Raw genomic sequence first — 9197 nt, forward strand, 5'->3', positions numbered from 1 at the left:
GCTCCAAGGTCCCACAGTCAAACTCACCATCGGGCTAGATGCACCAAGGAGTATCCGACCTCCGTGCCGACGGCGCCCCAGCATACCACCAGTTTCGTGCGCAGTGGGTCGGCGCAGCCGGTGGGCAACTCACCATGAGGAGAAAGCGGTCGTGCCGCATACCGAGACTCGTCCTGAGGAGCCGCGCAAGCGGCGTCTCGAAGGACGCGCTGTTCGGCGCAAGTCAGTCCCTCCCGCGACACGATTTCGTGCCCGGGTTTTCCAGAAACGGTCCCTCCAAGTAGAAGAGGGCGCAGAGAATGCCGGGTGCGCGACGCACCCGCGGCCTCGCACGCAAAGAAAAAAGCGTACGAGTTAGTCACCACAGGTTCGCCGAAGCTTTCCGGCATTCCCTGCGCGAATGGTTTTACGGTTTCCTTCGTAGTCTCCCCGGAGACCGGGCTTTATTGCCTCCGTCACCCCTGCGAAGCGTTAGCTTCTCAAGAGTTTGACACCAGCGTCGGGGTGCCAGGACGCTACGACTTCACCGTCCGCTTCCGACATCGCTCGTCAGTCGATGCGAAAGCGTCCATCGCATCCCGCGCTCAACGTTCGTGACGATCGCGAAGCGCCCCTCTGGATCGGGCGCGGGACGGGCGGGCTTCTAAAGGTGATTTGCCCGACGCCACAAGAGATATGCCTGCGGCAGATTAACGCGACGGGCAAATCAGTCGGTGAGGCCGAACCTTGTCAATCGCAATCTTCTCTTGTCCCGGACGCGACGCAGCGCGTAGCGATGCGCCGCAGAGCCGGGACCCAACATCGTCGGATGGGCCCCGGATCAGCAGCGCATCACGCCGAGCACGCGCTGCGCAGCATCCGGGGCACGGGTCACCGCCCTCTGAACTTCGGCTTGCGCTTTTCCATGAAGGCCTGCCTGCCTTCCCGGAAATCTTCCGAGTCCATGCAAGCCATGCTGATCGCCTTGATCGCCCCCATGTCGCGCTCATCCTGGTCCTTCAAGACCTGGGCGATGGTGATCTTGGCCGCCTTGATCGCGAGCGGCGCATTGCCGGAAATGGTGCGGGCGACCTCGAGCGTTTCTTCCCACAACTGGCCATCCGCGATCACGCGATCGACCAAGCCGATCCGCAAGGCTTCCGCCGAATCGATCCGCGTGCCGGTGTAAAGGATCAGCCGCGCCCAGGACGGCCCGACCAGCGAGACCAGGTGGCGAAGGCCGTCAAAGCCGTAGGCGATGCCGAGCTTGGCGGCGGGAATGCCGAACTGGCTGTTGTTTGAGGCAAAACGGATATCGGTCAGCATCGCCACCTGCATGCCGCCGCCGAGGCAAAACCCGCGGATACAGGCAATTGTTGGCTTGGGAAATTCGGCGAGCAATGCGCGCTGGGCGTCGCTCTTCCGATTATATTCCTCGGCGGCTTGCGCGTTATGGCGGTTCTTTTCGAACTGGCTGATGTCGGCGCCCGACATGAAGGCCTTGTCGCCGGCGCCGGTCAAAATGACCACGCGCACGCTGTCATCCTCGCGTAGTTCGATCAGCGCATGGCCCAACCCTTCCCACATCTCGATCGACATGGCATTGCGCTTTTCGGGATTGTTGAATGTGACGATGCCGACCCCATCGGTGACGCTCTTGAGGATCTTGCCTTCGGCAAATGATTTTTGGTTTTGTGAGGGGACGTCGAGCATTGCGGAGCCTTCGGCTGGAGGTTTCTTATGGCTCGCAATCAAGCACCGCCTGGCCGAGGCCGCAATGGCGGGATGGGGTTGGCGGCCCGATTCCAACATTCGTATCGCGCTTCGGCGGGCGGCTTCGCGAAGCTCGGAATCAAGGGATCGCTGGCAAATATACGTTTCTGGCCGGCCGTCCGGCTTCAGCGGCAAAGGAGGCGTGTGTCGACCGGCCTCGCAATGACACGTTGCGATCTATTTCCGCCATTCTGCCGAAATATTGGAAGGTGTAGTTCATAAGAAATCAACTTATGCGCGCTACGGATGGCCACGCCGTGACGGGTCAGTATTGGCCGCTGCCGGCCTAAAATTTTGAGTCTGATTTCGTATTTGAGAGAATCTCGTGTTGAACGCCGACCTCGCATTCTGGCCCAGCGTCGTCTTTATGGTGGCGTGTAATCTCCATTTTGGCCCCCGTATCGAGAGTGATGGAATAGCGATGCAGTCGGGCCTCGATGGCAGGCCGACCTGGTACTCATCGAAAGTCATCGGGCTTTGGGGAATGGTAGGCTTCGCGCTTGCCGTCCGTTTGTTTATTTGGGTCGCGTCAATTTACGTTCCTGCAAAGGTCCACGGCGCCGAAGCAGGCCTGCTCATGGCCTCCGTCGTCATTGTGGCGTCTCATGTGTTCATTCTGAGAGAAGCTATTCGAGGAAGCTAAGCGGCTTTGGGTTCGAATCGGTCGCCGGGACGTTCGGCTAGGTGGAGGCCGGTAAACTCGCCTGACAAACAGTCCGCCGAAACCAGGGAGTTTCACCGGGTATCGGCGCTGCGGCGGCCGGTGTCGGAATCGGCGTGCTGATCGATCACTTGCTCTCCTGACGCGCTTCGGTGCGACACATCGGGATCGGACGTTTGCAGCATCCTTAACAAAACCTTAGTGGGTTCGGTGTACGCTCTCGGGTCGATTTGAGGGGGAAATCTCATGCGACCTGTTGTTGCCACTCTTGCCCTGGTGATTATGGCCGGTTGCCAGCAAGAGACAGACGTCACGGGTTCGACCACGAACAGCTGCGCGATCAATCTCTTCCCTTTCTACAATCCGAAGAGCCTGGATCAGTGTCTGGCGGTCTGCTCAAAGTGCGGCCGGGGCACGACGATAACCTGCTCGACATCGTGCAAGCTCAAGGGCGCCGGGTAGGGCCACCGGCGGGTCGCTGTTCCGGCCGAATGCGGGCGCGGCCAGCAGCTACTACGATCGCTCGCCGATCATTGCATATGATGGCGCTTCGCCGCCAACCTGTGCGATGGGGAGCTACACGCCTTCGCCGGTGCCGGGATGCCGGACCCCACATCCGTGGAGAGCGATGGCTTGGCGCGGCCATTCCGCGCCAGCCGATCCTTTGGCCCTGATCGACCGTCTCCGCGGCGCTTCCTGACGAATCGCCGCGGGGTGTCCTGATCAGCCCTCGTTCGCGGCGATCGATTCCATCAGGGAGACGAGCTGACGCTGCACCGTCTGATCCTTGATCTTCGAATAGGCGCGCAGCAACCTCAGGCTGAAGGCGCTGTCGAGGAACAAGAGGCTCTCGACCTCCCGCGCCTTGCTGTCTCCGTCGTAGAAGAAGGTGACGGGCACATCGAGCGCGTTTGCAATCTGCTGAAGGCGGGCAGCGCCGACGCGATTGACGCCCTTCTCGTACTTCTGAACCTGCTGGAAACTGACGCCAAGTTTCTCACCAAGCTCAGCCTGCGAGATCTTCTGCTCCACACGCCGCAAACGGATACGCTTGCCGAGCTCGATATCGGGCTTCCCGGCACTGCGCTGCTTCATCTTCTTGGCTACCGATTTGTTCATACTGTTTCTACCGTCCTTCACTCGTTGAAGCGCCTGAATATCCGGAGGCGCCTTCCGACTTACGGGTTTCTGTTTCTTTATCTCTAATAGGTGAAATTCACACTCAAATCCGGAAATTTACGGAGTATCCAGCTCTTCTAGCGGCAACCCTAACAGCCGTCAAAGTTGAATGACGTTCGTAATGCGACAGGCAGCGGATGGCCTCCAGGAGCCATGTAACCGCAAGTCGCGCCAGCGAGCCAACAAAGTGAGTTCTAGAGCTCCGATTCCGAAGTCATCGCGGTGACCTCTGATGCGAACTGGTGACCTCCGATGCGAACTTCGGAATCAAAGGAGCTCTAGCAACTTGTTGATTCTAGTGCGGCTTTGAATTTGAAGTTCCTATGACGAACTTGCCGCAATCCTGATAGGAACTTCAAATTCGCCGCGCTAGTGTACGTTTCCCACAATACTTTCATATCTAAGGATCGCCCGGCTATTCTGGCAAGCAACGCAGGATAGTACAACCTAGCTTTGCGTAGTTGGGGACGGGACTTTTTGACGCGTCTGGCGTATCGTGCATCGGAAATCGACGCCTACACCCACAGGGTGCGCCTTGCCTAAGGCGCAAGGTGTCGTTGGCGTGCTTTTCGCGGTGCACCGGCGCCGCGGATGGCGACGACCGACAACGGGCGCAGCAATGGGCCCCGAAGCATTACGGGGTTGGGGCGCAATGTCACAAATCTGTGTAACGACGAAAACTATCTTCTCGGTCCTAATACCGTCGGATTTTTTTGGGGCGGGACAGGGTCGGCTCGGCTATTGCCCCGATCGCACGGGCATTTTCGCAGGTTCGGTAACGGAATCACGCTGTGGCTTATTTCGAAGAAAATCTGCGGACAGTTCTGGCAACGCTTGAGGAATGCCACGCGTCCCTCATCATGAGCGGCGATCTCAATACGGCGCATCTGGTTTCGGTCGCAATCCTGGAGCTGCGGATCAAGCTCAACCGGATCGGGGACTCGGAATTGACGGCCTTGTGCGACGCGATGGTGCGAGAGGTGGAAGGCGCCTCAAACTCTGCTCCCCCTAAACCGCAAGAGGGGAGGCGTCCGCGTCCGCCGGTGTCCCTGAAACTCGTCAAGTAGGGCTTGGCTGGCCGCGGGGTCGTGATTTGCGGATTTTGGCATATCCGTTACATCAACGCCCATCATGATCCATGACGTTTCGATCCCCGCCGCGCTGATCGCGGGCCTGATCAGCTTCCTGTCGCCCTGCGTGCTGCCGCTGGTGCCGCCCTATATGGTTTACCTGACCGGCGCGACCATCGAGCACGCAGCCGATGAGGAACCGGCTTCATCCTCCCGCCGCGCGGTGATGGTCTCTGCCGTCGTGTTCGTGCTCGGTTTTTCGACGGTGTTTGTGGCGCTTGGCGCCAGCGCTTCGCTGATCGGCAGCGTCATCCACGCCTGGTCGGGCGAGCTGTCGGTTGTTGCCGGCATCGTCATTATCGTGATGGGCCTGCACTTCCTCGGGCTGACGCGGATCGATCTGTTGATGCGGGAAGGGCGTCTTCCCATCCCCAAGCCCGTCGGGCTTTGGGGCGCTTATCTGATGGGGCTCGCCTTTGCGTTCGGCTGGACGCCCTGCATCGGGCCGATCCTGGCGGCCATTCTCTCGATTGCGGCCTCGGAGGCCACGGTTGCGAAGGGCGCCGGCCTGCTCGCGGTCTATTCCGCAGGCCTTGGCATTCCGTTCCTGATCGCCGCCTTCATGGTTGAGCGGTTCTCCTCGCTGTTTGCGCGGATGAAACGGCATCTCGTGCGCGTCGAACAGGCTATGGGCGTGCTGCTCGTGTTGACCGGTATCGCCTTTCTGACCGGCGGCGTCTCGGCGGTCAGTGTCTGGCTGCTCGAGGCTTTTCCGGGACTGCAAAGCATCGGCTGACGACTGCACGACGTCGGAAGTCCAAACCCCGACGCCGCTAAAGATTGCTGTCGGCAATCGCCGAATAGATCATGGTGCGCAGCTCGCGCCTGATCGGCGTTGCGGTCGATGGCAGCACCTGGGTCATGAAGATGGCGATCAGTTCTTCCGCCGGGTCGATCCAGAACGACGTCGTTGCGGCGCCGCCCCACGCAAATTCGCCGGGGCTGCCGGGAATGAGCGTACGCGCCGGATCGAGCGTGACGGAAAAGCCGAGGCCGAAGCCGATGCCGTGATAGGTCGCCTCCGAAAACAGCGATCGCGACAATTCGGGCAGCGTCTTGCCATCCGGCAGATGATTTGAGGTCATCAGGGCAAGCGTCTTCGGGCCGATCAGCCTGATGCCGTCGAGTTCACCGCCGTGAAGCAGCGCGCGGCAGAAGGTGAGATAATCGGCCGAGGTCGAGCACAGGCCGCCGCCGCCGGAGATGAAATCAGGCGGCGACAGGAAGGAAGACGTTGTTGGATCGTCCTGAAGGGTGAGGCCGCCCTTGCGTTCGGTGGCGTGAAAGGCCATCGCGCCCTGCGGACTGGCGGAGTAGCAGGCCGCCAGGCGATCGGCCTTCTCGGCGGGCACGAAGAAGCCGGTGTCGTTCATTTCGAGCGGATCGAAAATGCGCTCCTGGAGAAACTCTTCGAACGGCTTGCCGCTGATCAGCCCGATCAGATAGCCGATCACGTCCGTCGAGACCGAGTAGTTCCAGGCCTCGCCCGGCGAAAATTCCAGCGGAATTTTGGCGAGGTCCGCGATCATGGATTGCAGCGTGCCCGCTTTATCGACCTCGCCGATTTTCAGCTCGCGGTAGGCGGCATCGACATTGCCGCGCTGCTGGAAGCCGTACGTCAGCCCCGAAGTATGCCGCATCAGGTCGACGATCTGCATCGGCCGCGAAGGTTGGCGGGCGAGAAACGCCGGCCACACGCCGGCCTGGAACACGCCGAGGTTCTTCCATTCCGGGATATATTTGTGAACGGGCTCATCGAGCGCCACGCGGCCTTCCTCGACCAGCATCATGAAGGCGACGCTCGTGATCGGCTTGGTCATGGAATAGATGCGATAGATCGTGTCGTCCTTCACCGGCACCTTGCGCTCGATATCGGCAAAGCCCTGCGACGAATTGTGGACGAGATGGCCGCGCCGGTAGACCAGAAGCTGGGTTCCGGGAAACCGGCCGGCCTCGATATAGCGCTCGCGCAGATGGTTCTCGATCCGGTCGAAAACGCCTTTCGACATGCCGGCGACTTCGGGAGAGGTGAGGGGGAGCGAGGCTGCCATCGGATTTCATCTCTTGAAAAGGTGGAGGCGGAGGTTGAGCCTTGATAACCGAAATCGGCCCGGCGTTCCAATCGCGTCCTGCTTACCTTGATCTGCCGCCTGGTGTGGTGGATTTGACATTCGCATACGAACCCGCCGCGATAAAATGCGAATGTCAGAACCGGGACATTGGTGTAACCTTGCCCCAAACCGGCATAACCCCAAGGACAAAGCGAAATGCCCCAATTCAATGACATCGAACTCACCGCCGCCGTCGTCAAGAGCTTTGAGGAGGTACGGGAGCCGCGGAGCAAATTCCTGATGGAAGAGCTTACGAAGTCGCTGCACGCTTTCGTTCGAAAGACGGATCTCACTTTCGCCGAATGGGAGTATGCGATCGATTTTCTCACGCGTGTCGGCCAAAAATGTACGCCCAGCCGGCAGGAGTTCATCCTTCTGTCCGACGTGCTGGGCGTCTCGATGCTGGTCGATGCCGTCAATCACCGGGAGCGCGAAGGGGCGACCGAAACCACCGTGCTCGGACCGTTCTATGTCGGCGAGCACAAGGTGATGCCGCATGGTACCGACGTGTCTCCCGAACTGGTCGGCGAAAAAATGTTCGTGCAGGGCCGCGTCACCAATCTCGAGGGCAAGCCGCTGGCCAACGTTCCGATCGACATCTGGCACGCTGACGATGATGGCTGGTACGATTCACAGAAGCCGGACTATGAGACGGCGGGCCCGTCATCGCGCGGACGCTTCATCACCGATGCCAACGGGCGGTTCTATTTCCGCACCATCCTGCCATGCAGCTATCCGATCCCGACCGATGGTCCGGTCGGGCAGATGATCTTAGGCCTGCACCGCCATCCGATGCGGCCCGCGCATGTTCACTTCCTGGTCAATGCGCCCGGTCACGAGCCGCTGGTCACGCATGTCTTCGTCGAAGGCGACAAATATATCGATAGCGACGTTGTGTTCGGCGTGAAGAACGAACTGATCGCCAAGGTCGAAAAGCGGACCGATCCGACCATGCCGGACGGCAAGCCTGCGGCTTCGCCCTGGCATCTCATGACCTACGAATTCCGCCTCAAGCCCGGTCAGGGCGTTGCGCCGAAGCCGATGGCGGCGACGGAAGACGCCTGACAAACTTGCGTCACCTCTCCCCCGTTTTAATGGTCCTTTGATTCGCAACAGCGCCCGCTGCGAAGAGATGCGAATGTTAGAATCGGAGCACTAATCGACGTGCCATTGCCGGTTTTGGATTCAAAGCAGCGATTGATCTGGGTTCCTCGCGCCGAATCGCAATCGATTTGTGCAGCATGGATGGATGTTGCGCAGGATCTGCCGACATTGCGGTCAGCGTGCAGCTTCAGTCCTCTCCCGGTGCTTTTTTGAGCACGAGTGCTCAGCCTTTGTGCGTCGCACAATAATTGTGCGGGCGCAAATTTTGGATGCGGATCGCATCTCGGCGATAACGCGGGCATTTTCGTAACCAATTAAAATATAAGCGCTTTTCTCGTCGCGTCAGTCTGGCACGGCGCTTGAATGGTGCCTTTCGACGCCATCGGCTCGAACAAAGGAAGTCTCTCATGCGCGCGAAAGACCCGACCTGGATTTCAGACTGGAACGCTGAAGATGCAACGTTCTGGGAAACCAAAGGCAAGGCAATCGCGCGCCGCAATCTCATCTGGTCGGTCGTCGCCGAGCATATCGGATTTTCGGTGTGGCTGATCTGGAGCATCGTCGCCACGAAACTCCCGGCAGCGGGCTTCCACTACACGACGGATGAGCTGTTTCAGCTCGTTGCCATTCCGGGCCTGATCGGCTCGCTGATGCGTTTTCCCTACACCTTTGCAGTGACGATGTTCGGTGGCCGCAACTGGACGATCTTCTCGGCTTCCGTACTCTTCATCCCGATCTTCGGGCTCGCTTATTTCGTCAGTCAGCCCGACACGCCGTTCTGGCTGATGCTGCTGGTGGCGTCGACCGCGGGCCTCGGCGGCGGCAACTTCGCCTCCAGCATGGCCAACATCTCCTTCTTCTATCCCGACCGCATGAAGGGCTGGGCGCTCGGGCTCAACGCCGCGGGTGGCAATATCGGCGTTTCCAGCGTTCAGTTGATCACGCCGATCCTGATGGGCGCAGGCCTTATCAATCTCTACCAGGCCACGCCTGTCTCCGGCGTCTATCTCCAGAACGCCGGCCTGATGTGGGTGATCCCGCTGATCGTCGCGGTGCTCGGCGCCGTCTATTTCATGAACAACCTGACCTCGGCGAAGTCATCGTTCCGGGATCAGCTTGCGATCGTCAAGCGCAAGCACACCTGGATCATGTCCTTTATCTATATCGGGACGTTCGGTTCCTTCATCGGCTATTCCGCCGCGTTTCCGCTTCTGATCAAGACGCAGTTTCCCTCCATCACCATAGGCATCGCGTTCCTCG

Annotated in this window: 7 protein-coding genes and 1 pseudogene; 5 read left to right on the forward strand and 3 right to left on the reverse strand. The window is 59.6% G+C overall.

What is annotated here, in order from left to right:
- Positions 1-870 precede the first annotated feature (870 nt).
- Entirely contained in the window at positions 871-1692 is an 822-nt protein-coding gene (locus M6D32_RS15640) for an enoyl-CoA hydratase (RefSeq protein ID WP_298257740.1), read from the reverse strand.
- A gap of 385 nt (positions 1693-2077) precedes the next feature.
- On the opposite strand from M6D32_RS15640, the gene M6D32_RS15645 reads away from it, so the two are divergent.
- Positions 2078-2395, forward strand: a complete 318-nt coding sequence (locus M6D32_RS15645; protein ID WP_298257742.1) for a hypothetical protein — start codon at positions 2078-2080, stop codon at positions 2393-2395.
- 741 nt (positions 2396-3136) lie between these two features.
- On the opposite strand, the gene M6D32_RS15650 is transcribed toward M6D32_RS15645, so the two are convergent.
- Positions 3137-3532, reverse strand: a complete 396-nt coding sequence (locus M6D32_RS15650) for a helix-turn-helix transcriptional regulator (RefSeq protein ID WP_298257744.1) — start codon at positions 3530-3532, stop codon at positions 3137-3139.
- Positions 3533-4383: 851 nt separating this feature from the next.
- Here M6D32_RS15650 and M6D32_RS15655 point away from each other — a divergent pair.
- Both M6D32_RS15655 and M6D32_RS15660 read left to right on the forward strand, forming a co-directional pair.
- On the forward strand, positions 4384-4659 hold the full coding sequence (locus M6D32_RS15655; protein WP_298257746.1) for a hypothetical protein: 276 nt from the start codon (positions 4384-4386) through the stop codon (positions 4657-4659).
- Positions 4660-4723: 64 nt separating this feature from the next.
- Positions 4724-5458 (forward strand): cytochrome c biogenesis protein CcdA, encoded by a 735-nt coding sequence (locus M6D32_RS15660; protein WP_298257748.1) that lies wholly within the window; start codon positions 4724-4726, stop codon positions 5456-5458.
- Between the two features lie 37 nt (positions 5459-5495).
- Here M6D32_RS15660 and M6D32_RS15665 read toward each other — a convergent pair whose 3' ends face one another.
- On the reverse strand, positions 5496-6773 hold the full coding sequence (locus tag M6D32_RS15665) for a serine hydrolase domain-containing protein (RefSeq protein WP_298257750.1): 1278 nt from the start codon (positions 6771-6773) through the stop codon (positions 5496-5498).
- 216 nt (positions 6774-6989) lie between these two features.
- On the opposite strand from M6D32_RS15665, the gene M6D32_RS15670 reads away from it, so the two are divergent.
- Together M6D32_RS15670 and M6D32_RS15675 are read left to right on the forward strand one after the other, a co-directional pair.
- On the forward strand, positions 6990-7898 hold the full coding sequence (locus M6D32_RS15670; protein WP_298257753.1) for an intradiol ring-cleavage dioxygenase: 909 nt from the start codon (positions 6990-6992) through the stop codon (positions 7896-7898).
- A gap of 446 nt (positions 7899-8344) precedes the next feature.
- Positions 8345-9197: pseudogene (locus tag M6D32_RS15675) on the forward strand (MFS transporter); the annotation flags it as partial.

It is taken from the genome of Bradyrhizobium sp., from assembly GCF_027307225.1.
Lineage (GTDB): Bacteria > Pseudomonadota > Alphaproteobacteria > Rhizobiales > Xanthobacteraceae > Bradyrhizobium.

What these genes read in the sequence shown, in the direction of transcription:
- M6D32_RS15640 (WP_298257740.1), bottom strand. Translation starts at nt 1,692, where the DNA reads ATGCTCGACGTCCCCTCACAAAACCAAAAATCATTTGCCGAAGGCAAG.
- M6D32_RS15650 (WP_298257744.1), bottom strand. Translation starts at nt 3,532, where the DNA reads ATGAACAAATCGGTAGCCAAGAAGATGAAGCAGCGCAGTGCCGGGAAG.
- M6D32_RS15660 (WP_298257748.1), top strand. Translation starts at nt 4,724, where the DNA reads ATGATCCATGACGTTTCGATCCCCGCCGCGCTGATCGCGGGCCTGATC.
- M6D32_RS15665 (WP_298257750.1), bottom strand. Translation starts at nt 6,773, where the DNA reads ATGGCAGCCTCGCTCCCCCTCACCTCTCCCGAAGTCGCCGGCATGTCG.
- M6D32_RS15670 (WP_298257753.1), top strand. Translation starts at nt 6,990, where the DNA reads ATGCCCCAATTCAATGACATCGAACTCACCGCCGCCGTCGTCAAGAGC.